Origin of the sequence: Draconibacterium orientale (assembly GCF_900111425.1) — a bacterium.
In the GTDB taxonomy this organism is placed as follows: Bacteria; Bacteroidota; Bacteroidia; order Bacteroidales; family Prolixibacteraceae; genus Draconibacterium; species Draconibacterium orientale.
Genome location: NZ_FOHT01000015.1, coordinates 88,778 through 114,294 on the forward strand (window position 1 = coordinate 88,778; position 25,517 = coordinate 114,294).

The window sequence follows — 25,517 nt, forward strand, 5'->3', positions numbered from 1 at the left end:
GCTTAAATATTTCCAAATGATTTTTTGATAAAATCGAAACATGTAAAGGAGAACTGAAACAGATCTCTTGATGGTTGTTTTTAACTTTTGCCTTTCTTCTCTGGGAAACTCCGTGTATCCTTTGTGTAACTCTGTGGTAAAGAATACGAAAATGCATCAATATGGTCGCATTGATTTTTCGTTAAAACCGAAATGTAAAAAGAACGACTGTAACAGCTCCCTCGCGTTGCCTCGGGATGACAGCTATTCTCAACTTTTTGCTTTTGCCTTTCCTCCTTTTTCCTTTCTACTTTCAACTTTTGCCTTGAAACTTTTCTACTCCAAATCTCTCGGTTTAAACGCAAAGGGCAGTAAATTATCGGCGCCATCCAACACCTGTATGTAATTGCGCCCATCAAGAATTATGCGAATGGGCTGACTGTAGCGAAACTCGGTTTCTACCAGCACCTGGCGGCACGAGCCACAGGGTTGCGCCGGAAGTTCCAAAAATCCGTGCGAGTTTTGTGCCGTAACAGCGATGGCTTTTACAGCCTGGTTGGGGTAAGCAGAGTTGGCATAAAACAGAGCCACCCGCTCGGCACACAAGCCATCGGTAAAGTCGGCATTCTCCTGGTTACTACCGGTAATCACCTCGCCGTTTTCGAGCAAAAGCGCAGCACCCACACAAAATTTCGAATAAGGTGCATAAGCATTTTTACTGGCCTCGCGGGCTGCCAGCAACAATTTCTGATCCATCTCGGGTAATTCCCCTACCGTATCGTATTCACAAACTTTTATTGTGAGTTCCTTCCTTCGCATAAACCGATATTTTGCTCAAATGTACAATTTTATATTAAATGGCAGTGTGTTTTTCACGATCGTACCTTTTTATACCTACAGGAAGAATGAGTGGCACCTGGTACTACCTGAAACAAAAGGATTACTGACATGTACAGCCTTTTGTTTTTCTGCTTTTTCTGAATTAAAATCCACAATGCAATGAAAAATTGCTTACCCTACCTCCCTCAGAATAATCCATTTGGTTTTTGAAAGTTAAATCAGTGATTAAACCATTTCATAATTCGGAGTCAAAGCACATTACAATACCAGACCAGAACGAACCACTACCTAATTAACAAAAGATTGAATGAAATTTCTAGTATTGTTTTAAATTTGATTTAAACCTAAATATTTTTTTTGAAACGAACATGAATTTTAATTCTTCGAGAGTTACATCGAATACAAATGAAATAAACAATTTTAATGAGATGAAACGAGTAGTAAAGGTTATCTTCTTTTTTACAATTACAGCCGGATTCTGCTTTGCGGCTTGCAAACCAAAAACCAACAACAACCAGCAACCCGTTATAAAAACCACCTATGGCGAAATATCGGGCAGTATTAACAACAGTGTTTACGCCTTTAAGGGCATTCCCTACGCCAAGGCCGAACGGTTTATGCCTCCGCAGGAACCTGATGCCTGGGACGGAGTTCGGGAATGTACCGAGTTTGGGCCGGTAGCCCGACAAGTAGTACCCTGGTATCCCGATTCTGTTCAGAACGAAAAAGAACTGTTTAGTGCCAATGTTTGGACACAGGGAATCGGGGACGGCAAAAAGCGCCCGGTGATGCTTTGGTTACATGGCGGAGGATTTCATACCGGTGCCAGCAACGACCCGATGACTTATGGCGAAGCACTGGCGAAAAAAGGCGATGTGGTGTTTGTATCCATCAATCACCGGTTGAATATTCTTGGGTTTCTCGACCTGTCGGCATGTGGCGAAAAGTATGCAAAATCGGCCAACGTGGGTGTGCTCGACATCGTAAAAGCCCTGGAGTGGATTCAGAAAAATATTGAGCAGTTTGGTGGCAATCCGGCCGATGTAACCATTCTTGGCGAATCGGGAGGCGGCGGAAAAGTGGGAACCATAATGTGTATGCCGGCTGCAAAAGGATTATTTCACAAGGCCATTATCCAAAGTGGAACCTTGATAAACACAATGACCAAAGAGAAATCGCAGGCTTTGGGATTAGCCGTTCTCGAAAACCTGGGGCTTACACCCGACGAGGTTGAAAAACTGGAAACAATTCCTTACAAAGAGCTGGTAAAAGCAGGAAACGAGGCTATTGCCAAAACATCGGGACCAAGAAAACCGGGGTCGCCAACGATGTTTGGCTTTGCACCTTCGGCCGATGGCGATGTTTTACTTCAGCAACCTTTCAGCCCGGGATTTGCAACCATTTCAAAGAATATTCCGTTAATGATTGGCTCTACTCTGAACGAGCTGATGCCAACCGCTTATAGCGAAAAAGACCTGACTTTGGAAGCGGCAAAAGAACGTCTGGCAAAGGAATATGGCGACAAAACCGACGAATACATTTCGCTGTTTGCAGAGGCTTATCCCGATTTTACTCCGCAGGATCTGCTTTCTGTTGACAAGACTTTCAGGCCATTTACCATTCGAACTGCCGATGCACGGGCACAAGAAACTGATGCACCGCTGTATGTTTACTTTTTAGCCTGGAAAAGTGGTGTTGACAATGCTTCGAAAGGTTCGTTTCATGGACTGGACATTCCGTTGGCATTCAATACGGTTGACCTGAGAGCTGACTGGACCGGCAACACGGAAGAAGCCTGGAAGCTTGCCGACAAAATGAGCTCGGCATGGATAAACTTTGTAAAAACAGGCAACCCAAATGTTGAAGGTGTGCTGCCAATGTGGGAACAATACACTCCGGAAAATGGCGCTACCATGTATTTCGATAATGAATGCAGAATTGTAAATAACCACGACAGAGATTTGATGCATTTCATAAAACCACTCGACTAAATGCTTGTGTGATTTCATAACAGAATCGGCTTATCGCTTTTGCCGAGTAAAAAGCTGCATAAGGAAAAACCAGTGTTGCAAATTAACTGAAAGCAACACAAATGTGGTCATACAACATTTAAAGCCTGAAGGCATTATTCGGTTATCGGTTCTTCATCAAGGTGTAACGACCTTGATGAAGGACCGGCTCCGAAATCCCATACATTTTTTACAACGGCCTTTAGGGCAAGTTGCAAAACCGCCGCAACAAACACTTAACTGCATAATATTCCTCTTATTTAACCAATTTCTTTTCAGCAAAAGCCAATAAACACATCTTACTCACGTTCCATTGTTTATAAAATGCTTCGATTTATATGTTATAATGCTTTGAGGTATTTTATTTTTGGCATCAGCAAACGTTGTAACAGAAACATGAGACATATAATTTCCTTTACCTTTTTTATTTTACTGGCCACAAGCGCATTTTCGCAAAACATAACACGCGACGAGTACATCAGGCAGTGGCAACTGCTGGCTATTGAAGAGATGAACCGCAGTGGAATTCCGGCCAGTATTACCATGGCACAGGGTTGTCTGGAATCGGGAAACGGCAACAGCGAACTGTCGCGAAAGTCAAACAACCACTTTGGCATTAAGTGCAAAAGTAGCTGGAAAGGGAAAAAAGTGTATTACGACGACGACCGCCGCAACGAGTGTTTCAGAAGTTACCGCTCGGTGGAAGATTCGTACATCGACCACAGCAATTTTTTGATGGAGAATCCGCGTTACGCCTCCTTATTTCTGCTCGATCCTACCGACTACAAGGGCTGGGCAAAAGGATTGAAAAAAGCGGGTTATGCCACGGCTCACGATTACGACAAACGCCTGATTCGAATAATTGAAGAGAACAAACTGCACCGCCTCGATAAGAAAATGACGTTTAGCCCCATGGGGGGACAAACGGCCCATAATGTACTGGATACCGATAAAACCGGAGCACTTACAATTAAGGCATTCAACAGCCACAAGGTAAGCAAAATTAACCGTGTAAAAGCCGTGGTTGCACAAAAAGGCGACACCTACGAAATACTGGCCCAGGAGCTTGGATTAAAAGACTGGGAGCTTTATAAATTTAACGATCAGCCACCCGGTCACCGCCCAATTCCCAACGAAGTGGTTTATATTCAGTACAAGAAGAACAAAACAAGTAAAAACCAACTTACACACCGTGCACAGGAGGGCGAAACAATGCATTACATTTCGCAACTGTATGGCGTAAAACTAAACCCGCTGTACCGCCGCAATAACATGAAAAAAGGTGAACAGCCCCGGTTGGGCCAGGTGATTTATCTGCGGAAGAAAAAGAAGTGATTCTCCAATGCATAAATGCTTTAATGATTAAATGCTTCAATACAACCTCCACTCTCTGCGAGACTCGGTAGATTCTCGGTGAAACTCTGTGGTAAAATGCGGAAATGCTTTAATGATTAAATGCTTTAATACAACCTCCACTCTCGGTGAAACTCTGTGGATTCTTTGTGGAACTCTGCAGTAAAATGCGGAAATGCTTTAATACAACCTCCACTCTCGGTAAAACTCAGTGGATTCTCGGTGGAACTCTGCGATAAAATGCGGAAATGCGTTAATGATTAGATGCTTCAATACAACCTCCACTCTCTGTGAAACTCTGTGGAACTTTGTGGAACTCTGCGGTAAAATGCGGAAATGCGTTAATGATTAAATGCTTCAATACAACCTCCACTCTCTGTGAAACTCTGTGGATTCTTTGTGGAACTCTGCGGTAAAATGCAGAAATGCTTTAATGATTAAATGCTTCAATACAACCTCCACTCTCTGCGAAACTCTGTGGATTCTTTGTGGAACTCTGCGGTAAAATGCGGAAATGCTTTAATGATTAAATGCTTCAATACAACCTCCACTCTCTGCGAAACTCTGTGGATTCTTTGTGAAACTCTGTGGTAAAATACTAAAATGATTAAATGCTAAAATATTGCATTAAAAAGAATAGTCGCAATTTTTAATCCCGAATCGTTTATTAAGCTGCATTCGATGCTGCCCGGTACATGAAATACCTTAACAGTACCCGGTCGGCAAACAAAACAAACACCCCCAAAAGGTTTATTCCAACTACCAGCGATGCATTTTGTGTAAAGAATGCCATCCAGCCCGAAACAGTAACATCGAACCAAACAAAAGCCAGTACCGCTGTAACAAGCATAATCCCGAGTATAACGGCCAGGTAAATGGCAAATTCCCTGAGGTATTGTTGCCAGGCAAAATGCTGCTCCACCTTTTTAACAAGGTCATCGGTAAAATTCTCCGACAGCTTGAATTCCGGCTCCGAAGTAAATGCCTCTTTCAGTAGTTTGTCTGTATCAAAATTCCGGTTTTCGTTATACATAGTCAACAAATATATTAGTTTGTTCCAAACGGGCAACTTTTTCAATTTTGCCTTTTAATACTATTCGTGCCCGGCTCAGGTAACTTTTTATGGTTCCCTCGGGCATTCCCGTTATTGCTTCTATCTCTTTGTACGAGAACTCCTCAAGATGAAACAGTGTAATCACCGTTCGGTAGTTCACCGGCAACGACTCAATAAGTTGCAGTAGATATTTTTTCGCTTCCTCCTTTTCTATAATTTTTTGGTTCAGTCCGCTGTCTTGTTCATTAAGAAGCAGGTTCGGCTCCTCGTTATACGACAGCTCCCCTCTTCGTTTCTGCTTTCGGTAATGCGTAATTGCCGTGTTGCAGGCAATGCTTGCAATCCATGTCGATAATTTCGAATCGCCCCGAAAACGTTTCAGCTTCTTAAACACTTTAATAAACACCTCCTGGCAAATGTCTTCCCGCTCATCTTCCTGCTGAATAATACGCCCAACCACATGCATGACAAGCCGTTGGTACTTTCCCGCCAAAAACCTGAATGCATGGTTGTTTCCGTTTAAAACCTGTTGAACCAATTGCGCATCATTCATAACTATCCCATCAGACTAAGCAAGTTAGGCAAATGTTACAATTATTTTTTAAAAGTTTGAAGACCGAAGCCCGGAGTCGAAAAAGGAAGAAGATCGTGGTTTACAAATCGTCAATTTTCCCTGTTGCTTTTCATTTTGAATACAAAGCCACTAAATAACACTCAGCATTTTATATATTTGCGCAGATTTTTTATAAACGATTGAATCGATCACGATCACAAATAAATTTTACACCGATGAGTTTTGTACAAGAGCTGAAATGGAGAGGCATGTTGCACGATATAATGCCGGGAACTGAAGAACAACTGGAAAAAGAATTAACTGCGGCTTATGTGGGTATCGACCCAACTGCCGACTCGCTGCACATTGGTCACCTGGTTAGTGTAATGATGTTAAAACATCTTCAGATTGCAGGTCACCAGCCTATAGCTTTGGTTGGTGGAGCCACCGGAATGATCGGCGATCCATCAGGAAAATCGCAGGAGCGTAACCTGTTGGACGAACCAACACTGCGCCACAACCAGGAATGTATTAAAGCTCAGCTGGCAAAATTCCTCGATTTTGAAAGTAAAGAAGAGAACGTAGCACTTTTGGTAAACAACTACGACTGGATGAAGGAATTTTCGTTCCTCGATTTTATTCGCGATGTAGGTAAACGAATTACCGTAAACTACATGATGGCCAAAGATTCAGTAAAAAAACGGTTGGGCGAAGAGTCAAAGTCGGGCATGTCGTTTACTGAATTTACATACCAGCTGGTGCAGGGCTACGATTTTTACCACTTGTACAAAAACAACAACTGCCGCCTGCAAATGGGCGGATCCGATCAGTGGGGAAACATTACCACTGGTACCGAATTAATCCGCAGAATGGACGGTGGCGAAGCTTTCGCGTTAACTTGCCCGCTGATTACAAAAGCCGATGGTACTAAATTCGGAAAAACCGAATCGGGCAACGTTTGGCTCGACCCGGAACGTACTTCGCCTTATGCATTCTTCCAGTTCTGGCTGAACACTTCGGATGAAGATGCCGAGCGTTACATAAAAATATTCACCCTTTTGTCGAAAGAAGAAATCGACACGCTGGTTGCCGAGCACAAAGAAGCACCTCATGCCCGTGCACTGCAGAAAAAGCTGGCTGAGGAAGTAACCACTATGGTTCACTCGCGCGAAGAGTACGACATGGCTGTTGAAGCCTCGCAAATCCTGTTTGGCAAAGGTACGGCCGAGCAGTTGCGCAAACTCAACGAAAGCACTTTCCTTGCCGTTTTTGAAGGCGTTCCGCAGTTCAACATCTCAAAAAACGAGTTGGCTGCCGGTATTAACGTAATCGATTTACTGGCCGAAAAAACAGAAGTATTTCCATCGAAAGGCGAATTGCGACGTACGATAAAAGGTAACGGACTGAGCATTAACAAAGAGAAGATCAGCGATCCTGACCTGGTTGTAAACAACGACTTTTTAATTGGCGGAAAATACATTCTGGCACAAAAAGGAAAGAAAAACTACTTCCTTATTATTGCTGAATAATCAGGTGTTTAAATACTAAAAACAGCTCGGGTGCGTTGAAATTACACGATCAAATTGAAACCACACCTTATGGATAACTTTTTCGACAACCAACGTATCCTGCAACTCATCTGGAAACGAAAATTTCATTTTGTACTGGTTGGTGTAATCGCCGTTGTTTTATCGGCCATTTTTTCAGGCCCGACGTTTATTACGCCCAAATTTAAATCAACGGCACGCCTTTACCCAACCAACATCTGGACAATGAGTGATGAATCGGAAACCGAACAGATGCTGGAGATTCTGAATTCGAACGACATTAAGTTCAGGATGTTCGATTCGTTTGACTTGGCGAAGGTTTATAAGGTAAACAAAGACGATCCGCAGTACATTACGTATATGCTTGCCGAGTACAACACCAATGTTAGTACCGGCAAGACTGAATTTGAAACCGCCGAAATAAAAGTGCTCGATGAAGATCCGCAACGTGCTTCAGCGATGTGCGATTCAATTATTTCGTTTTTCAACCAGAAGGTGCAGGAGTTGCACAAAGCCAAGGAAAAGGAAATGCTTGACATAACCGGCAGGCAGCTTGACAGAAAATATAACGAGCTGGAAGTTTATGAGCACAAACTAGACAGTTTACGTGAAAAATACGGCATCATCAGTTATGGCCAGGTAGATGAAGTTACCCGTGGTTATATGAATGCACTTGCTTCCGGACGTGGCTCGGCAGGCGACACAAAAAAGATTGAACAGCTTTACGACAATTTTTCGAAAGAAGGTTCGCGGGCATTTAAACTGGAAAATAAATACAACAAAACCATTGAGGTTATTGATTCACTGTCGATCGTTTACGACAGCTACCTGACTGAATACGAAAAAGAAATTACCTACAGCCACGTGGTGGAACACCCGTTTCCGGCTGATAAAAAAGCTTACCCAGTCCGATGGCTGATTGTTGCTTTTACAACACTGTCGGCTCTATTTTTTGCACTGCTAGTATTCTTGGTTCTCGACTACGAAAAAAAAGACTAAAGTGCCACAAAAAACGATCATACGGATAGCACTTTTCTATCTCATTTCCATTGGATTTATTGCATTAAACCTGTGGGTTGTGGTAGAAAAACATATGCTGTATGCCAATGTGCTTCCGCTTGTATTTGTGGTAATTCTACTGGCCGTTTTTTCGTTCGACAAGCTGGTTTTCCTGATTGCCTTTCTGGCGCCCTTGTCCATTCCGCTAAGGGAATATTTGCCCGGAATTGGTTTTGACATGTACATTCCCACCGAACCGCTGCTGTTTGGCCTGCTGCTACTATTTATCCTGAAAGTTATACAGGAACGCCAGTTTGATCGGAAAATATTACTTCACCCGGTATCGCTGGCCGTTTATCTCAACCTGTTTTGGATTTTGATTACCAGTGTAACCAGCACCATGCCGCTGGTTTCGTTTAAGTTTTTACTGATGCGCATTTGGTTTGTCGTGGGACTTTACTTGCTTACTGCCAAAATTTTTAAAGACGGCAAAAACATGGAAAAATACGTGTGGCTTTACGTTATTCCGCTGATGCTGGTAATTTTCTATTCAACCTACCGGCACCTCGGTTATGGTTTATGGGACAAGCAAGCGGCACATTTTGTGGTTTCGCCGTTTTACCGCGACCACACGTCGTATGGCGCGGCCACCGCCATTTACATTCCGTTTTTGGTCATGTTCATTTTAAGCAAGTCTTATTCAAAAAATATCAGACTGCTCGCTGCCGGAGCGCTTGCCGCTGTTACGCTGGGTTTTTTGTTGTCGTACAGTCGCGCCGCATGGTTGAGTATAATTGTTGCATTTGGTGTTTGGAGCATCATTAAACTGCGCATCCGTTTTAAGCCTCTTTTTATTACACTGATAACGATAATTGGTTTGTTCCTTGCCTTCCAGTCGCAGATATTAATGAAACTGGAACAAAACTCCGAAGAGTCGTCGGCCAATATGATGACACACATTTCGTCGATGTCGAACATCAGCTCCGATGCCTCGAACCTGGAGCGCATAAACCGCTGGAGTTGCGCCGTGCGCATGTTTGCCGATAAGCCTGTTGTTGGTTACGGCCCCGGAACCTACATGTTTAAATATGCCCGATACCAGTTGAGCAAAGACCGCACAATAATCAGCACCAACTCTGCCGACGGAGGAAATGCACACAGCGAATACCTTGGCCCAATGGCCGAATCGGGCGTGCTTGGCCTGGCAACTTATTTACTGATTATTATTTTGGTGATTTATACCGCGGTTAACACCTATACGCGCCTAACGGATTATCGTCTTCGGTCGATTGTTTTGGCAGCGCTGGTTGGGCTGGTTACCTACTACATCCACGGTTTTCTGAATAATTTTTTGGATACCGACAAAATTTCGGTGCCCTTTTGGGGATTTACTGCCATGATTGTTGCCATTGATATTCTTTCCAGAAAGCAGGAGAAGGATACTGAACCAAAACAATTAACGGAATCTGATATCAGCGATCAATCATAAGCAATACGTCAATGCTAAATTACCTGGTGCGATAGATGCTGAAACAAGTTCAGCATGACGTACCAATTTAAAAGCTGTTAGAAAGCTGATATAGAAAACTGAATAAATTCTAATTCAGATAAGCGCTCAGTTCTGCAATTTTCATTTGGCGGTCAATTGAAAAGGAAATGCTTTCGCGTTCCACCTTTTGTAAAATGAAATACGATTTCCGGAAAAAGTCGAGTCGTTTATCATCCGAGTCGGCCAGTTCGCCTTGCTCCTTTAGCACAAAAGCCACCATTTCCAACTGTTCGTTTACCAGGTTTTTATCTTTCTCCAACAAATCGATTAAAGCTTCCACCGAAAGCTTCTCCACATCTTCATCAATTTTCAGGTACTCGTAAAAAAACTGAATTTGCTTTTCAGCCTCTTCGTCTTCACCTTTTCTGCGGTGGCGCAAAATCTTCTGGATCACTTCAAACAGCATCATCAGCTGACGCATTAAATAATCTTTCTCAACTCCCATGGCAAAAACTGCGATTCGTGTTCTGAAAGATAAGTCAATTTGGCTACTTTTGAAAAAAATTTGAGAATGGGATATTTCGATGACCTTTTTCCTGACCGATACGAGGATGAATTGCAGGAGGGGAAAGATTTTTACATGGAAAATGGCTACAGGGTAATGACCGAGTCATACCTGATAAACCGTGGTTACTGTTGTGCCAACGGATGCCGCCACTGCCCTTATTGGCCAAAAGCACAAAAAGGAAATACCAACCTCAGAAAAAAATAGTTATGCAAGGAAAAGACCTGAGAATCGTTTTTATGGGAACACCCGATTTTGCCGTGGCCAGTTTACAGGCTCTGGTTGAAGGCGGATACAATGTAGTTGGTGTAATTACAGCGCCCGACAAACCGGCAGGACGCGGAAAAAAACTCCACCAATCGGCGGTGAAAATCTATGCAAGCGAAAAAGGGCTAAATGTTCTGCAACCCGAAAAACTTAAAAATCCGGAATTTCTGGATGAACTAAGAGCACTGGAAACCGACTTGCAGGTGGTTGTGGCTTTCAGAATGTTACCCGAAGTTGTTTGGGACATGCCACGTTTGGGCACTTTTAATTTGCACGGATCGTTGTTGCCACAATACCGTGGTGCTGCCCCGCTAAACTGGGCGGTTATAAACGGCGAAACAAAAACCGGGGTAACCACATTTTTGCTGGCTCATGAAATTGATACCGGCAAAATATTGTTCCGCAAAGAAATTGACATTTGGGAAAACGACACCGTTGGCACCATTCACGATGCACTGATGGAAATTGGTGCCAAACTGGTTGTTCAAACTGTTGATGCACTGGCAACGGGAAATTACAAAGCCATTCCGCAGGAAGAGCTGGTTGCCGAAGGAGAAGAGATAAAACATGCTCCGAAAATTTTCAAGGAAAACTGTAAAATCGATTGGTCGGCCGATGCTGATGCGGTTCGTAACCTTATTCGCGGACTATCGCCCTACCCTGCTGCATGGAGTACGCTAAAGCACAAAGAAACGGGGAAGGAAACTGCCACCAAAATTTTTATGGCCATGCGTGTTGAGGATAACAAAAACACGCCTGCGGGAACACTGGAAAGCGACGGCAAGAACTTTATAAAAGTGGCCTGCACCAATGGCTGGCTACAAATTACCGACTTGCAAATTGCCGGAAAAAAAAGAATGAAAGTTCAGGATTTTCTTCGGGGATTTCAGCAAATAGGAGATTATACATTTTTATAAAAAAGAATAGTGATAGCCTCACTTTGAGTGAGACTATCACTAACGAATAAGTTATTTCTTAACGGCTTTTCCGTTCATGATAAAGAAATAAATCAGGAACCCGAGCGAGATACAAACCATCAAAATTCCAAGTGGTAAAACGGCATCACGACCTCTAACCATTTCCCGGTTAAATAAGCCCATCACTTCAATAATAATAAAACCCAAACCGGTCATTAAGGCAACCAAGCCCCATTTCAACGAAGGATAACGATTCGATTCATCATTTTCAACTTTTGGTTCTTCCAAAATACCAACACGTTCGTACTGTTCGGCCTTAATCAGTTTCCGTTTTAATAGGTGGTTTGAAATAAGTCTAATAATGTGATAGGTCGCAAAAAATACAACCGCTGTGACAATAACTTCTGGCATCATAATTTCTCTTTTTTAATTTATTTTCTGACCGTTTGACTACCGGGAAGAATGAAATGTTGCAACTTTTTTAAACTAATTTTCAGAGCAAATTAATGGCATCCAGAGAAGCGAGCAGTATTACGGTAAAGAATACGATGTTATAAATAAACGATAGGGCGAAGAATTTTAGCACGACCTTACCCAGCGACTGTCCGTAAAACTTTTTGATGGCAATTATAATGTAAATCGGAATCGAAAGTATAAGTACAGCACTGATTGCCCCGGGAATATTCTTAAATAAAAGGTTTAATCCAATTATAAATGTCATTACCATAAAAATAAACGAATGGATGTGAATGGAAAAAACCAGGTGGCGCATGAAATTATGGCGCCGGCGAATATAAATGAGCTTTAAAATGAGGGCAAAAAGTGGCAACAACAGGAAAAATGCGTACGAAATGTATTTAAGAATTTTAGCCATGGTAGCTTCAGGAGAGCGCAACAGCCGGATATTTTCCTGCAATTCGGCGCGTTTCCCCGGATCTTTTTCCTCTTCCAGCTCCTTTTGCATTTTGTCGGCATAATCATTCAGCGCCAATCTTATATTTTGTGCGCCGCCCCAACTTCCCCAATCTATTTCACTGGCTGATTTAGCTACATCGATACTATCAATGTGAATATTTCCCTTACTCAAAACTTTATCCAATGCCTGCTTTTCTTCCGGCGAAATTTGATCGTTTACCTGGTTAAAAACAGAATCGGCGGTCGCTACCGAACTGGAATCGAGGCCTAACTTTGCATCGTTTAAATCCGAGTCGAGTACGGTTGACAAACCCCGGTTGGTAACAATTTGCAACAACAGAAAAAGCACAAAACTCACAAAAACGAAAATACGAAACGGCGGAGTGTAGCGAACTCTGCGACCGGCAAAATACTCTTTGGTAAGAAAACCGGGCCGCGCAATTAAGCCAAATAATGTTTTAAAGAAACGGGGATCGAAAGCAAAAAAGTCGCCCAGAAAATTGTAAAAAATAAAACCAAAAGGTTTGTCGTACTCTTTAACCGCCTGGCCACAATTCGGACAGTAATGCCCCGAAAAATTTGTTCCACAGTTTAAACAATCAACATCGATGTGCCAGGTGGAATTGTCCTTCCCCTTAAAACGCTCTGTTAATTTAGACCACATCTTCATATTCGCGATTCTCTTTCATATCAATTTCCCAACCTTCAATAAACGGGAAAATCGATGGTGCAAACGATCGGATCGGTTCATACATCCGTGAATTTTCTTTGGCTTCGCGCGAAAGAATATGCACGTCCTCATCGACCTTGTCGAAGATAACCAATATTATACTCAATATCAAGGCCGATTTTAAAACGCCAAAAACCAGACCGGCCAGTTTATTGGCAAATCCCAGCAAAACGGTTTCGACCATTTTACTTACCGCGCTGCCAACAATGTGCACTAAAATAACAATAACCACAAAGGTGATTACAAACGAAATGATATTCATATGTTTCGAATGCATGTTGAAATTCTCGATCAGAAAATCGGTGGTTACGTATGAAAATTTAATGGCTCCCCAAATCCCCAAAATAAGCGCGGCAATTGATGCAACTTCCGAAATAAGGCCTTTACTAAAACCGTTTATTGCTGATAGTAGCAACAAAATGCCCAAAATAATATCAATGTAGTTCATACTGTAGTTTCTAAAGATGTTAGGTTATAAAACACAATTTGAAGCAGTAAATATAAAAATTCGCAGTCAGTTAAAAAACCGGCCAGGCAGCCGGCGAACAAATTTTAGGATTAAACGAACTCTTTCCGTAATTTATTTCCCGGGCGGCGCAATTATTGCCGTTTTGAAGATGACTTTTGATTGCATATTTGATACATTTATTCATAAATTTGGACTTCATAAAAATAAACGTAACAGATGCCTCTTATCAATTCAGTTATCAAGTGGGTGAATATTAAACGGAACTACCAGATACAGTATTACCGTGAGTATCCACATGAAATTCAGAACGAAACCTTATTTGAGCTGCTGCAACGCGCAAAAGATACGCAATGGGGCAAAGCACACAATTTTGATGCTATAACATCGTACCGCGAATTTCAGAAAGCCATGCCTTTGCAAACCTACGAAGATGTAAAACCATACATCGACCGTTTGCAGCAAGGCGAAAAAAACCTGCTTTGGCCGGGCGAGGTAAAGTGGTTTGCCAAATCGAGTGGAACCACCAGCGACAAAAGCAAGTTTATTCCGGTTACCAACGAAGCGCTGGAAGACTGTCATTTGCGTGGCCCAAAAGATATTTTTGCACAATACATAACTTCCAATCCCGAATCGAAAGTTTTGAAAGGTAAAATACTTACGCTGGGAGGCAGCCACCGGGTAAGCAGCTTTAACAACAATTCGTTTCATGGCGATTTGTCGGCCATTATGATTGAGAACGAGCCGTTTTGGTCGGACCTGTTCCGTACACCGGCAGCCGAAATTGCCCTAATCGAAGAATTTGAAGAGAAAGTAGAAAAGATAATCGACACCACCCTCGACCAGAATGTTACTGCTTTTGCAGGCGTTCCGTCGTGGTACCTGGTATTGTTTAAACGTGTGCTGGAGAAAACCGGGAAATCGAACCTGCTGGAAGTGTGGCCTAACCTGGAGGTTTTTGCCCACGGAGGTGTAAATTTTGAGCCCTACCGCGAGCAGTACCGAAAAATTATTCCATCGCCACAAATGCATTATGTGGAAACCTACAACGCATCGGAAGGCTTTTTTGGCATCCAGGACAACGAGCACCAGGACGACATGCTTTTAATGCTCGACTATGGTATTTACTACGAGTTTATTCCCATGTCGGAATTTGGCAACGAAAACCCAACGGTTGTCAATCTTAAAGGTGTGGAACTGGAGCAAAATTATGCCATGGTAGTTTCTACCAACGCCGGGTTATGGCGTTATGTAATTGGCGACACCATAAAATTTACCTGCAAATACCCGTTTAAAATAAAAGTAACGGGGCGCACCAAACATTTTATTAATGCCTTTGGCGAAGAGCTGATTATCGACAATGCCGAACAAGCACTAAAAGTGGCCTGCCACCACACCGGGGCCATTGTAAACGAATACACTGCCGGACCGGTATTTATGAGCGACAACAACAAAGGCGCCCACCAGTGGATTATTGAATTTGCTAAGGAACCAAAAGACATCGATCACTTTAAAACGATACTGGATAATTCGTTAAAAACGCTGAACTCGGATTACGAAGCCAAGCGCCACAAAAACATGACCCTTGAAATGCTGCATCTTACGGTGGCACCAAAAGGCACTTTTTACAACTGGATGAAACAACGCGGTAAGGTTGGCGGACAGAATAAAATTCCGCGCCTGGCCAATAACCGAAAATATCTCGACGAACTTATGAACATTCTGGGGACCGACAGGTAATTTTTTTATACTTTAGAATTTCAAAAAAAAATAATTGAATATGCACATTGCGATAGCGGGTAACATTGGTGCCGGTAAGACAACTCTGAGCGAGCTTCTGGCGAAACACTATAAATGGACCCCACATTACGAAGACGTTGACGAAAATCCTTATCTGAATGACTTTTACAACGACATGCAACGCTGGTCGTTTAACCTGCAGATCTACTTCCTGAATTCGCGTTTTAAACAGATCATCGATATCCGCAAATCGGGGAAAACGATTATACAAGACCGTACCATTTACGAGGATGCCGAAATTTTTGCTCCCAACCTGCACGCCATGGGACTAATGAGCACCCGCGATTTTGGAAACTACAAATCGTTGTTCGACCTGATGGCCAGCCTGATTCAGCCGCCTGATTTGCTGATTTATTTGCGCGCATCGATTCCAACACTGGTAAACCAAATTCAGAAACGGGGACGCGATTACGAAAACTCCATCCGTTTGGACTATTTGAAACAGCTAAACGAGCGTTATGAAAACTGGATAAGTGGTTATAAAATGGGGAAATTACTGGTAATTAATGTTGACGACCTTGATTTTACTGCCAATCCTGAAGACCTGAGTTTTGTAATCGACAGGATTGATGCACAGATTCACGGTTTATTTTAGAAATCTCACAATAGAGCAGATTAAAAATGTCATTTCAAGTTTCATCTGAAATGACATTTTTTTTATGTAATAACCTTTAGCCCTCATCCGTCAGCTGACGGAAGCCCACCTTACAAGGAGAGCGCGTTCAAAATAGATTTTATCTTTTACTTCAAAGTTGCATACTTAGCCTTGCCACTGTTTCCCCTCGCGAGGGGAAATGGCGACAGCCAAAGGGGTAAAGCATTTTTTAATTCTTGACACTTTACCCCTCATCCGTCAGCTGACGGAAGCTCACCTTACAAAACTACGGTGTACACACAACTATTTTAGGGGTCCTGCTTTACAATCGACTTTCTAATATGCGGCGCTAGGTAGGGTTCTATTTCAAAAACCGGAAGCAGTTGCGCCTTTGTCATTTTTCTCTTCTATCCCCGGGGCTGCGCTCCCTGCGGGTGCTTCCCCCGGGCTATTGATTACGCACCCTTGGTGCTTAAAGCCCCGAAGCGGGCGACAGGCAATAGCCCGGTGCGAGTGGCTGAGTTTACGAAGACACAAAGCGCCGGGTAAAAAATCGATAAAAAATCGTTCGGCGTTTAAAATTGATTAGAATTGGTCAGCTTGTTCCGAACGAAAAATCGTTGCAAAATCATTTAAAAATGGGAATATTTAAGTTGTGTGTACACCGTAGTGAAAAAAGGAGCCGTTTACCAGAAGCTTTTCAGTTAAAATTGCGGCATTACAGCAAAACCGTTTCCCTTTTTAAGGGAACCTGCCTGCCCTAGGCAGGAATGTCCACAGTTGAGCTTGCGAATTGAAAATCGGCCACAGCCAAATCCCGTACTTTACGTCGGGGCCAAAGGGGTAAAGCATTTTTTAATTCTTGACACTTTAGCCCTCATCCGTCAGCTGACGGAAGCTCACCTTACAAAACTACGATGTACAAACAACTATTTTAGGGGTCCTGCTTTACAATCGACTTTTAATATGCGGCGCAAGGTAGGGTTCTATTTCAAAAACCGGAAGCAGTTGCGCCTTTGTCATTTTTCTCTTCTATCCCCGGAGCTGCGCTCCCTGCGGGTGCTTCCCCCGGGCTTTTGATTACGCACCCCTTGGTGCTTAAAGCCCCGAAGCGGGCGACAGGCAATAGCCCGGTGCGAGTGGCTGAGTTTACGAAGACACAAAGCGCCGGGTAAAAAATCGATAAAAAATCGTTCGGCGTCTAAATTTGATTAGAATTGGTCAGCTTGTTCCGAACGAAAAATCGTTGCAAAATGATTTGAAAATGGGAATATTTAAGTTGTGTTTACAGCGTAGTTACAAAAGGAGCCGTTTACCAGAAGCTTTTCAGTTAAAATTACGGCATTACAGCAAAACCGTTTCCCTTTTTAAGGGAACCTGCCTGCCCCTGGTAGGAATGTCCACAGTTGAGCTTGCGAATTGAAAATCGGCCACAGCCAGATCCCGTACTTTACGTCGGGGCCAAAGGGGTAAAGCATTTTTTTAATACTCTATACTCTACCCCTCACCCGTCAACTGACGGGAGCTCCCCTCACAAGGGGAGCAAGTTTTAAACCAGGCTAGAGCCAAATAAACAGACCACTATATTCCATTAAAACGGTTTCCCCTTATAAAGGGAAATGGCGACAGTTGAGCTTGCGAATTGAAAATCGGCCACAGCCAAATCCCGTACTTTACGTCGGGGCCAAAGGGGTAAAGAAAGTAAACTTCGTTAAAGTACTTTATTTACCCAACAATCTTTTCAATCGCAGCTTTTACTTCCGGCCATTGTTCGTCGGCGAGATTTGGCCCCATTACTTCCACGACTTTTCCTGAAACAAGCGCAGCAATTTTGCCACATTTCTCCAGATCGTAGCCATTTGTTAGTCCATAAAAGAAACCGGCGGCATACGCATCGCCTGCCCCGGTGGTGTCGATCGCTTTGGCAGGAATTACTCCAACTCGGGCCACAGCATCGCCCTGTTTAATCATCGAACCCTCTTTTCCTACTTTTACAATTACAATTTTGTCGCCTTGTGCAATTGCATGTAAAGCCGCTTCCGGATCGAGCCCAGTGTACGATTTGGCTTCCTCCTCGTTGGCAAAAACAATATCAACATAATCACGGATCAGTTCTTTCAGGAAATCGAGATTGGCTTCCACCACGTTAAAGCTCGACAGATCGACAGCGATTTTTACACCAGCTTTTTTGGCTGCCACTGCACAGGCTTTAATCAAGTCGTGATTAAAAACCAGGTAACCCTCGATGTAAACATATTCGTAGCCGGTAAACAAGTCTTCTGTCACTTCTTCGGGAAGCATATCGGCAGCAGCCCCCAGATAGGTTGCCATGGTACGCTCCGAATCGGGACTCACCAACCCCATCACTCTTCCGGTAGCATTTTCGCTGTGGAACAAATGTGTTTTTACACCACGTTTTTCAAAGTCGTTGCGAAAAAGACCGCCCAGTTCATCGCGGCCAATCTTTCCCATATATCCGGCATTTCCGCCCAGGTTGGCTAAAGCACGAATCGAATTGGCGACCGATCCTCCGGTAGCCACCTCGCTCTTTTCCGAGTAAGTAGCATCGTAAATCGTTTTCGATTGATCGGCATCAACCAAGGTCATACTTCCACGTGGTAATCCAAACTGCTCCAACAAAGCATCGCTCTCCAAAACCGAGATTACATCAACCAAAGCGTTACCCATACCCAATACCGCAGGAATATTCTGTTTTGTCATTTTATCTATTTTTTTGTGCCGCAAATATCAGCATTTTTATCCAATCGGTAAAACCAGCAATCCCGATAGCGAAGCACAATATTTTAACTTCAACAACACAACACGCACATTTATTTCACTTTATTCACATCTTTTTGTTACTTTTACAATATGAAATAAGTTTGATAATCGTTTTCAACGAAAAGGGTGCTCATTTGCGCCCGCAACAACAACTAAAATAATTTTTAACAAATAATCATTATGAACTACAAAACCACAATTATTATGCTCATTGCAGCACTACTCGGGGCGTGCACACCGAAAGCCCCCCAAACAGAAACGTTCAAATCATCATTGTTTCAATACGATGAACAAATCGATGGTATCATTTCGCAAATGACACTGGACGAAAAAGTAAACATGCTGCACGGAAAATACATGTTTGTATCGGCCGGAGTTGAGCGTCTGGGTATTGCCGACATGATTTATGCCGACGGGCCGTTTGGTATCCGCGAGGAAATGGAACCCAAAAGCTGGGCACCGCTTGGCTGGGAAAACGACAAGGCTACCTTCTTCCCCACCGGATCGGCACTGGCAGCCACCTGGAGTCCGGAGCTGGCATATGCCTACGGAACAGGAATGGCCCAAGAAGCCCGTTTGCGCGGAAAAGATGTTATCCTTGGGCCGGCCATCAACATTCAGCGAATTCCTACCGGCGGACGTACTTACGAGTACATGAGCGAAGACCCCTATCTGAGCTCGCAACTGGCAGTTGAATACACAAGAGGTGCGCAGGATAATGGTGTTGCGGCCTGTTTAAAACACTATGCGCTGAACAACCAGGAGAACAACCGCGGAACGGTAAACGTAATTATTGGCGAACGTGCCATGCGCGAGATTTACCTGCCACCATTTAAAGCGGCCGTTCAGGAAGCCGATGCCTACAGTGTAATGGCGGCCTACAACAAAGTAAATGGCTGGTGGTGCGCCGAAAACGACGTGCTGCTGAACCAGATCCTTCGTGAGGAATGGGGATTTGGCGGTTTTGTGGTGTCGGACTGGAATGGCACACACTCTTCTGTTGAATCGGTAAAACACGGGCTGAATGTTGAAATGCCCGACAGCCGGTATTTGGGCGAGGCCTTGCTCGACTCGGTGAAAGCCGGTGCTGTTTCGGAAGAAGTGATCGATCAGCGGGTGCGCGAAATTCTTCGTGTGCGTTTGGCAATCGAGCCCATTCCTGCCGAAGAGGCCAACCAGGTAGTTACCTCGCAACCCGAAAGCCAGAAAACTGCATACGACGTAGCTTCAAAATCCGTGGTATTGCTGAAAAACGAAGGTATCCTTCCGCTCGACCTCAGTAAAAAACCATTAATTGCTGTAATTGGTGAAAACGCTGTTCGCGAAATGGGTAACGGAGGTATTGGTGCAGGTGTAAAAACCTTGTACGAAGTTACGCCACTTGAAGGGCTGAAAAACAAAATTGGCGACAAAGCCGACATTCAGTATGCACAGGGTTATGTTCCGGTGGAGCTGGATTACGCACGTATATTCGGCGCCAAATCGCAGGAAGATATCGACCGCGAGGATAAAGAGAAAGCTGTTCTGAATAAAAAACTAAACAAAGAAGCTGTTGCATTGGCAGCCAAAGCCGATATTGTGTTGTTTATTGGTGGCGACAACCGTGCCGTGGAAACCGAAGCCAACGACCGCGAAAACATCTTCCTGCCATCGGAACAGGATGATTTAATCCAGAAAATAAGTGCGGTAAACGAGAATATTGTTACCGTGCTGGTTAGTGGTGCACCCAACGATTTGAACACGGTAAAACCGCTGTCGAAAGCCTTGTTGCAATCGTGGTTTAACGGCACCGAAGGCGGAAATGCACTGGCCGACATTTTGGTTGGAAACATTTCGCCAAGCGGACGTTTGCCGTTTACCCTGCCCATAAAACTGGAAGATTCGCCGGCTTACGCGCTGGGCAACTATCCGCAGGGAGCCAAAAAAGGCGATATTTTTGTTGACCTTGTTGACGAAAAAGAATCGGAAGCACACGCTGCCGACGGCAAGCAGGAGAACGATCCGAACACGGCTTACTATTCGGAAGAATCGCTGGTGGGTTATCGCTGGTTCGATACGAAAAACAAACCGGTAATGTATCCGTTTGGTTACGGTTTATCGTACACCGAATTTGCTTATGCCGATTTAAATACCACACAGGAAAGTTATGGTGCCAACGAAACCATTTCCTTGTCGTTTAACTTAAGCAATACCGGCGAAATGGCTGCCGAAGAAGTTGTTCAGGTGTATGTTCACCGCATTAACCCGTCGGTTGAATGGCCGTTTAAAGAGTTAAAAGCTTTTACACGCGTGCCACTTGAGCCGGGTACAAGCCAAACGGTAACTTTGGAAATTCCGGTAGAAGAGCTGCAATACTGGAACGAAGAGAAGCAAGCCTGGGACAACGACCTTTGCGCTATTGAATTGCTGGTTGGCGCTTCATCGGCCGACATTCGTTTAAAGAAACAAATTGCGCTTAAATAAATAGCCAAAAGGATCCGGTCGGTTTTTACGAACTCTTATACCGATCGGATCCTTTGTTTACATTCCAGAAATCATCGCCCTGAAGGATGGTGCAAAAAATACACAGTGCCCTACCAATCCAGCTGTTATATCTCGCGATCCGGTTTCGCATTGTTCAATACAGAAATCATCGCCCTTACGGACGATGCTATAATGTGCCGGGGCTTTGCCCCTGGGGTATTAGCACACAGATAACGGTGATCTTGCACCGTACTTTACATGTTCAATTGATCTTTCCATTTCAGCCCTCGCTTAAACAAGCGGCAAAAAGGGAATTGCTTCGCTACGCTGCCAATTACAGATACTACATTAACAAAGCGCCGCGGACGGGAGTGAATCGTGCCGGTATGAAATAGTTCATAGTCCGCGGCTGGTCTTTTTTAACAACCAAGTCATTGCTAAGGAGTGAAACGACTGAAGCAATCTCTCTTTCACTCTTCAGTAAGGCTCAGGTTTTCAGCCCCTCAAATAAGCGGAAAAAGGGAAGTTGCTTGCGGCCGCAAATCCATTCAATCGTACCAATGTAGATTAATTACAATAAATGCTGATACAAATTGCTGCGAACAGGCGGTATGTTGTTCGTGAAAGACCGTAAGTAATTCGGCATGCATGGCCAACCGTTCAAACGTGTTTGAAAGTGGTTCGGAACACTTAACAGATCATTCAGCGTAAAATAAAGGCGGTGCATTTAACTCACCACCTGCTAGATTGGCAGTCGCAACTCGTTCAGAGAAGTCAACAATTAATTCATAAAAGTCCACAATTGGTTCAGAGCACTACGAAGCTCGTTCAGAGGTATCGGCAAGAAGTTCAGAGCACTCACAAACGAATGCAAAAAACACCTCGTCAGCAAGTTACAAACTTCAGAAAAATACAACTAACAAGATACTGCTATCAACAAAAAATAAACAAAAACCACCAACATAATAAAATAATGACTACATTTAATGCACTAAATATTAACACCTTTTGAATACCTACACGCAAATAAAGCTTGAATCGAGGGAACACCGTCAACAGGAAGTTATTCTGGCGAAGTTTACATACAACCCGGAAATCACCCACCGCCTGAAAGAATTATTCCCCATACGCTGGAGTCCTACACTACGGGGCTGGACAATCGCAAAGCAAGATTTTAACCTTAACCGTTTTTTTGAAGCCCTCAAAGATTTGGCTTATATCAATTATTCGGCATTGAAAATAAAAACCAGGCCTGAAGTTTCGGAGAAAACTAAGCGCGACTACTCTCACCGGTCGGGCATAAGGCTCCCCAAAGGCTATCTTGAACTTTTAAAACAGAAGCGATACAGCAAGAGCACAAGCAAGACTTACTCGGCCTATTTCAAAGATTTTATTCACTATTTCGACGAGAGGGATTTAGCGGAACTCCAGGTGGAAGAAATAAATGCCTACTTGCTGGAACTAATTAACAAATGGAATATAACCACTAGCGAGCAAAACCAACGAATAAATGCCATTAAGTTTTTTTACGAAAAAGTGCTTGGAAAAGGAAGACATGTTTACGAAATAGAACGCCCCAGAAAAGAAACACTTTTACCCGATGTACTGAGCAAAGAAGAGGTAGGCAACATTTTAAAATCGACAAAAAACCTGAAACATAAAGCCATGCTTTCGGCTATCTACTCGTGTGGCTTACGAAGAAGCGAGGTTGTTAATTTGCAAATTACCAATATCGACTCGAAACGAATGATGATAAAAATAAAGGGGGCGAAGGGGAAGAAAGACCGTTATGTTCAACTTTCGCCCAGGCTTTTAGAACTGTTACGCCAGTATTATACCCAATACAAACCAAAAGTTTGGCTTTTTGAAGGACAAACAGGAGGCAGGTACGGAGCCGAAAGTATTTCGAAATTATTGAAAGCAGCAGCCTACCGGGCCGGCATTAAAAGACGCGTACACCTGCACATGCTGCGGCATAGTTTTGCCACACATCAGCTTGAACAAGGAGTTGACATCCGGTATATACAAGCCTGGTTAGGCCACGAAAGTGTTAAAACCACACAACGCTACACACATGTTACGGAACATAATTTTAAGAACTTTAAAAATCCATTAGATGAACTACTTTAGCAAAAAGGTTGGGTTACACACCCTAATCGGCAGTATAACCCAACCCAACAATATAGATATAACCCAACTTGTCGGGTTCCATGTACGTTAGCTGCAATATTAGGAAGCTGCCACATAATTTTATATATTTGCAAAATCTAAAACTAAACAGTCAGTAGGGATGAAAAAATAATTTCTTTCACATATAGATAAAAAAGTACAGTAGAATATTTTGCTGTGAGTGTTTCATTTTTTATAAAGAAAGAAATTATGTTGACTTTACATAGTGTATCATATACACACCCTAATAAAGATTTGCTGTTTACTGACATCAACCTAACGATAAACAACCACGACAAAATAGCTTTGATTGGTAGCAACGGAGTTGGAAAATCAACGTTGTTGAAAATTATTGCTAAAGAATTAGAACCGTCAGGCGGTAAAATAAATGTTGATGCGGAACCGTATTATATCCCACAAATTTGCGGACAGTTTAACCATTTGAGCATTGCTCAGGCATTAAGGATTGAAAATAAGTTAAATGCCTTAAATGAAATTTTGAACGGAAACATAAGTGAAGAAAATTTCAACCTGCTTAATGATGACTGGACATTAGAAGACCGTTGTAAAGATGCTCTGAACTATTGGCATTTATCCAATTTAGACTTGTCTCAAAAAATGGACACCCTTAGTGGAGGACAGAAGACAAAAGTTTTTCTCGCAGGCATTTCTATCCATCAATATGAGTTGGTTTTGCTGGACGAACCAAGCAATCATTTGGATATTTTTGGCAGGCAACTGTTGTATGATTATATTCAATCTACAGAAAGTACTTTGGTTATCGTAAGCCACGACAGAAAATTACTGAACCTCTTAGATACCGTTTGCGAATTAAACTCAAATGGAATTAAAGTCTATGGTGGTGATTACGACTTTTATAAGGAACAAAAACAAATTGAAATAAATGCGCTTAACCAAGATATTCAAAGCAAGGAAAAGGACTTGAAAAAAGCCAAAGAGAAACAACGTGAAACTTTGGAACGTCAAAGAAAACTGGACACACGAGCAAAAAAAAGTAGTGGTAAAGCGGGGCTTCCTAAAATAGTTTCCAATGCTATGAAAAACAGTGCAGAGTTAAGTACTGCTAAAATAGCGGGTGTTCACACAGAAAAAATAGGAATTGTCAGAACTGAATTACAAAAGTTGCGTTCTTCCCTTTCTGAAATTAACCAAATGAAGTTTGGATTTGACAATTCAAAACTTCATAGAGGCAAAAATCTTTTTATTGCAAATAGTATTAATTTCGGGTACACAACCGAAAACTATTTATGGAGAGAAAATTTGAATTTTCAAATTGTTAGTGGGGAACGAATATCTGTAAAAGGAGCAAACGGTTCTGGTAAAACGACTTTAATAAAAATGATTTTGGGATATCTTGTACCGCAAATCGGCACAGTCTTTATTGCAGAAAACAAATCGGTTTATATTGACCAAGATTATTCGTTAATAGATAACAACCGAAAAGTTTATGAGCAGTCACAGCAATTTAATACTTTTGCATTGCAGGAACACGAAATAAAAATAAGACTAAATAGGTTTTTGTTCCCAAAAGAAGATTGGGACAAGCCTTGCAATGCTTTAAGTGGTGGGGAAAGAATGCGTTTGATGTTATGTTGTTTAAGCATTTACAATCAATCGCCAGACATCATAATCTTGGACGAACCGACCAATAATTTGGATATTTATAACATAGAAATACTAACAAATGCCATCAATGATTATCAGGGTACATTGATTGTCATTTCGCACGATGAAACTTTTTTAGAGCAAATAAACATAGAAAGAACAATTAATTTATAAAAATACAGCAGCTAACACTTTGTATAAGTAATGGCAGGCGATGTGGTAAATATCAAGGTTTGTAGCCCGCTCAAACTGCGTAGCGGTTTGACAGGAAAGTGCCACGCAATCTGCCACTACTCATACAATTTACCGTTATGGTGCAGCGTTTGGGGGTTATCGTTAGTATGCGAACTTGTTCTTTAAAATATTGGTATGGTGGGTTTTCACGCCCCACACTTTTTAA

General features: G+C 42.8%; 20 protein-coding genes. 12 read left to right on the forward strand and 8 right to left on the reverse strand.

Going from position 1 to position 25,517, the window contains the following annotated elements:
* Positions 1 to 315 precede the first annotated feature (315 nt).
* Positions 316 to 798, reverse strand: a complete 483-nt coding sequence (locus tag BMW53_RS09980) for a cytidine deaminase (protein WP_038555716.1) — start codon at positions 796 to 798, stop codon at positions 316 to 318.
* A gap of 449 nt (positions 799 to 1,247) precedes the next feature.
* Between BMW53_RS09980 and BMW53_RS09985 the strand changes: the two genes are divergently transcribed.
* Complete coding sequence (locus tag BMW53_RS09985; RefSeq protein WP_038563773.1) at positions 1,248 to 2,810, forward strand: carboxylesterase/lipase family protein; 1,563 nt, start codon at positions 1,248 to 1,250, stop codon at positions 2,808 to 2,810.
* Between the two features lie 414 nt (positions 2,811 to 3,224).
* Positions 3,225 to 4,163 carry a glucosaminidase domain-containing protein gene (locus tag BMW53_RS09990; protein ID WP_038555719.1) on the forward strand — a complete coding sequence of 313 codons (939 nt, stop codon included), beginning with the start codon at positions 3,225 to 3,227 and terminating at the stop codon, positions 4,161 to 4,163.
* A gap of 685 nt (positions 4,164 to 4,848) precedes the next feature.
* On the opposite strand, the gene BMW53_RS09995 is transcribed toward BMW53_RS09990, so the two are convergent.
* Positions 4,849 to 5,214: a hypothetical protein gene (locus BMW53_RS09995; protein WP_038555722.1), complete on the reverse strand. Its 366-nt coding sequence runs from the start codon at positions 5,212 to 5,214 to the stop codon at positions 4,849 to 4,851.
* On the reverse strand, positions 5,207 to 5,788 hold the full coding sequence (locus BMW53_RS10000; RefSeq protein ID WP_074780591.1) for an RNA polymerase sigma factor: 582 nt from the start codon (positions 5,786 to 5,788) through the stop codon (positions 5,207 to 5,209). Before BMW53_RS10000 ends, BMW53_RS09995 begins: the two co-directional genes overlap by 8 nt.
* Positions 5,789 to 6,024: 236 nt before the next feature.
* On the opposite strand from BMW53_RS10000, the gene tyrS reads away from it, so the two are divergent.
* The 3 genes from tyrS (at position 6,025) to BMW53_RS10015 (ending at position 9,823) form a co-directional block, all read left to right on the forward strand.
* A complete protein-coding gene (gene tyrS / locus BMW53_RS10005; protein WP_038555728.1) occupies positions 6,025 to 7,317 on the forward strand; it encodes a tyrosine--tRNA ligase in 1,293 nt (430 codons plus the stop codon).
* A gap of 69 nt (positions 7,318 to 7,386) precedes the next feature.
* A complete protein-coding gene (locus BMW53_RS10010; protein ID WP_038555731.1) occupies positions 7,387 to 8,334 on the forward strand; it encodes a Wzz/FepE/Etk N-terminal domain-containing protein in 948 nt (315 codons plus the stop codon).
* Between the two features lies 1 nt (position 8,335).
* Entirely contained in the window at positions 8,336 to 9,823 is a 1,488-nt protein-coding gene (locus BMW53_RS10015) for an O-antigen ligase family protein (RefSeq protein ID WP_038555734.1), read from the forward strand.
* Between the two features lie 109 nt (positions 9,824 to 9,932).
* On the opposite strand, the gene BMW53_RS10020 is transcribed toward BMW53_RS10015, so the two are convergent.
* Positions 9,933 to 10,328, reverse strand: coding sequence for a hypothetical protein (locus BMW53_RS10020; RefSeq protein ID WP_038555737.1), 396 nt, complete (start codon positions 10,326 to 10,328; stop codon positions 9,933 to 9,935).
* A gap of 66 nt (positions 10,329 to 10,394) precedes the next feature.
* On the opposite strand from BMW53_RS10020, the gene BMW53_RS10025 reads away from it, so the two are divergent.
* Positions 10,395 to 10,595, forward strand: coding sequence for a C1orf53 family protein (locus BMW53_RS10025; protein WP_038555740.1), 201 nt, complete (start codon positions 10,395 to 10,397; stop codon positions 10,593 to 10,595).
* Between the two features lie 2 nt (positions 10,596 to 10,597).
* Positions 10,598 to 11,572, forward strand: a complete 975-nt coding sequence (fmt, locus tag BMW53_RS10030; protein WP_038555743.1) for a methionyl-tRNA formyltransferase — start codon at positions 10,598 to 10,600, stop codon at positions 11,570 to 11,572.
* 51 nt (positions 11,573 to 11,623) lie between these two features.
* Here the strand turns inward: fmt and BMW53_RS10035 are convergent, their stop codons facing one another.
* The 3 genes from BMW53_RS10035 to BMW53_RS10045 form a co-directional block, all read right to left on the reverse strand.
* A complete protein-coding gene (locus BMW53_RS10035; protein WP_051567584.1) occupies positions 11,624 to 11,986 on the reverse strand; it encodes a DUF6249 domain-containing protein in 363 nt (120 codons plus the stop codon).
* A 79-nt stretch (positions 11,987 to 12,065) separates the two neighbouring features.
* Complete coding sequence (locus BMW53_RS10040; RefSeq protein ID WP_038555746.1) at positions 12,066 to 13,151, reverse strand: DUF3667 domain-containing protein; 1,086 nt, start codon at positions 13,149 to 13,151, stop codon at positions 12,066 to 12,068.
* Positions 13,141 to 13,665 (reverse strand): CvpA family protein, encoded by a 525-nt coding sequence (locus BMW53_RS10045; protein WP_038555749.1) that lies wholly within the window; start codon positions 13,663 to 13,665, stop codon positions 13,141 to 13,143. Before BMW53_RS10045 ends, BMW53_RS10040 begins: the two co-directional genes overlap by 11 nt.
* 237 nt (positions 13,666 to 13,902) lie before the next feature.
* On the opposite strand from BMW53_RS10045, the gene BMW53_RS10050 reads away from it, so the two are divergent.
* Together BMW53_RS10050 and BMW53_RS10055 are read left to right on the forward strand one after the other, a co-directional pair.
* Positions 13,903 to 15,423 carry a GH3 auxin-responsive promoter family protein gene (locus BMW53_RS10050; protein ID WP_038555752.1) on the forward strand — a complete coding sequence of 507 codons (1,521 nt, stop codon included), beginning with the start codon at positions 13,903 to 13,905 and terminating at the stop codon, positions 15,421 to 15,423.
* Between the two features lie 40 nt (positions 15,424 to 15,463).
* The gene (locus BMW53_RS10055) at positions 15,464 to 16,078 is read left to right on the forward strand and encodes a deoxynucleoside kinase (protein WP_038555755.1); all 615 of its coding nucleotides are present in this window, start codon (positions 15,464 to 15,466) and stop codon (positions 16,076 to 16,078) included.
* A 1,725-nt stretch (positions 16,079 to 17,803) separates the two neighbouring features.
* Here BMW53_RS10055 and BMW53_RS10060 read toward each other — a convergent pair.
* Positions 17,804 to 18,799 (reverse strand): adenosine kinase, encoded by a 996-nt coding sequence (locus BMW53_RS10060; RefSeq protein ID WP_038555764.1) that lies wholly within the window; start codon positions 18,797 to 18,799, stop codon positions 17,804 to 17,806.
* A gap of 240 nt (positions 18,800 to 19,039) precedes the next feature.
* On the opposite strand from BMW53_RS10060, the gene BMW53_RS10065 reads away from it, so the two are divergent.
* The 3 genes from BMW53_RS10065 (at position 19,040) to BMW53_RS10075 (ending at position 25,291) form a co-directional block, all read left to right on the forward strand.
* The gene (locus BMW53_RS10065) at positions 19,040 to 21,322 is read left to right on the forward strand and encodes a glycoside hydrolase family 3 C-terminal domain-containing protein (RefSeq protein ID WP_038555767.1); all 2,283 of its coding nucleotides are present in this window, start codon (positions 19,040 to 19,042) and stop codon (positions 21,320 to 21,322) included.
* 1,008 nt (positions 21,323 to 22,330) lie between these two features.
* A complete protein-coding gene (locus tag BMW53_RS10070; RefSeq protein ID WP_217642928.1) occupies positions 22,331 to 23,452 on the forward strand; it encodes a tyrosine-type recombinase/integrase in 1,122 nt (373 codons plus the stop codon).
* 249 nt (positions 23,453 to 23,701) lie between these two features.
* Positions 23,702 to 25,291: an ABC-F family ATP-binding cassette domain-containing protein gene (locus BMW53_RS10075; protein ID WP_038555770.1), complete on the forward strand. Its 1,590-nt coding sequence runs from the start codon at positions 23,702 to 23,704 to the stop codon at positions 25,289 to 25,291.
* Positions 25,292 to 25,517: the final 226 nt, after the last annotated feature.

What these genes read in the sequence shown, in the direction of transcription:
- BMW53_RS09980 (WP_038555716.1), bottom strand. Translation starts at nt 798, where the DNA reads ATGCGAAGGAAGGAACTCACAATAAAAGTTTGTGAATACGATACGGTA.
- BMW53_RS09985 (WP_038563773.1), top strand. Translation starts at nt 1,248, where the DNA reads ATGAAACGAGTAGTAAAGGTTATCTTCTTTTTTACAATTACAGCCGGA.
- BMW53_RS09990 (WP_038555719.1), top strand. Translation starts at nt 3,225, where the DNA reads ATGAGACATATAATTTCCTTTACCTTTTTTATTTTACTGGCCACAAGC.
- BMW53_RS09995 (WP_038555722.1), bottom strand. Translation starts at nt 5,214, where the DNA reads ATGTATAACGAAAACCGGAATTTTGATACAGACAAACTACTGAAAGAG.
- BMW53_RS10000 (WP_074780591.1), bottom strand. Translation starts at nt 5,788, where the DNA reads ATGAATGATGCGCAATTGGTTCAACAGGTTTTAAACGGAAACAACCAT.
- tyrS (WP_038555728.1), top strand. Translation starts at nt 6,025, where the DNA reads ATGAGTTTTGTACAAGAGCTGAAATGGAGAGGCATGTTGCACGATATA.
- BMW53_RS10010 (WP_038555731.1), top strand. Translation starts at nt 7,387, where the DNA reads ATGGATAACTTTTTCGACAACCAACGTATCCTGCAACTCATCTGGAAA.
- BMW53_RS10020 (WP_038555737.1), bottom strand. Translation starts at nt 10,328, where the DNA reads ATGGGAGTTGAGAAAGATTATTTAATGCGTCAGCTGATGATGCTGTTT.
- BMW53_RS10025 (WP_038555740.1), top strand. Translation starts at nt 10,395, where the DNA reads ATGGGATATTTCGATGACCTTTTTCCTGACCGATACGAGGATGAATTG.
- fmt (WP_038555743.1), top strand. Translation starts at nt 10,598, where the DNA reads ATGCAAGGAAAAGACCTGAGAATCGTTTTTATGGGAACACCCGATTTT.
- BMW53_RS10035 (WP_051567584.1), bottom strand. Translation starts at nt 11,986, where the DNA reads ATGATGCCAGAAGTTATTGTCACAGCGGTTGTATTTTTTGCGACCTAT.
- BMW53_RS10040 (WP_038555746.1), bottom strand. Translation starts at nt 13,151, where the DNA reads ATGTGGTCTAAATTAACAGAGCGTTTTAAGGGGAAGGACAATTCCACC.
- BMW53_RS10045 (WP_038555749.1), bottom strand. Translation starts at nt 13,665, where the DNA reads ATGAACTACATTGATATTATTTTGGGCATTTTGTTGCTACTATCAGCA.
- BMW53_RS10050 (WP_038555752.1), top strand. Translation starts at nt 13,903, where the DNA reads ATGCCTCTTATCAATTCAGTTATCAAGTGGGTGAATATTAAACGGAAC.
- BMW53_RS10055 (WP_038555755.1), top strand. Translation starts at nt 15,464, where the DNA reads ATGCACATTGCGATAGCGGGTAACATTGGTGCCGGTAAGACAACTCTG.
- BMW53_RS10060 (WP_038555764.1), bottom strand. Translation starts at nt 18,799, where the DNA reads ATGACAAAACAGAATATTCCTGCGGTATTGGGTATGGGTAACGCTTTG.
- BMW53_RS10065 (WP_038555767.1), top strand. Translation starts at nt 19,040, where the DNA reads ATGAACTACAAAACCACAATTATTATGCTCATTGCAGCACTACTCGGG.
- BMW53_RS10075 (WP_038555770.1), top strand. Translation starts at nt 23,702, where the DNA reads ATGTTGACTTTACATAGTGTATCATATACACACCCTAATAAAGATTTG.